Raw genomic sequence first — 231 nt, forward strand, 5'->3', positions numbered from 1 at the left:
CCCTCACCCTGCGCCCCGTCACCGCCGACCAGGTCAACACCTCCTCCTCGGACTCGCTCTTCCACCTCGACTGGCAGACACTCGCAGCGCACGTCCCGACCCCGTCCGAGACCCCGGCAACCAAGGTCCTGGCGACCGAGGTCCTGGAGGTCGTGTCCGGCGCTCAGGGGGACGACGGTGACGTTCCCGAGGCCGTGCACGCCCAGCTCGCAGAAACCCTCACCCGGCTTC

Annotated in this window: 1 protein-coding gene; it reads left to right on the forward strand. The window is 70.1% G+C overall.

Going from position 1 to position 231, the window contains the following annotated elements; translation table 11 throughout:
• A partial coding sequence (locus ACLF6P_RS30120) for a hypothetical protein (RefSeq protein ID WP_415954604.1) occupies positions 1-231 on the forward strand: 231 nt, incomplete at both ends.

It is taken from the genome of Streptomyces lothianensis, assembly GCF_047779955.1.
Classification (GTDB): Bacteria; Actinomycetota; Actinomycetes; order Streptomycetales; family Streptomycetaceae; genus Streptomyces.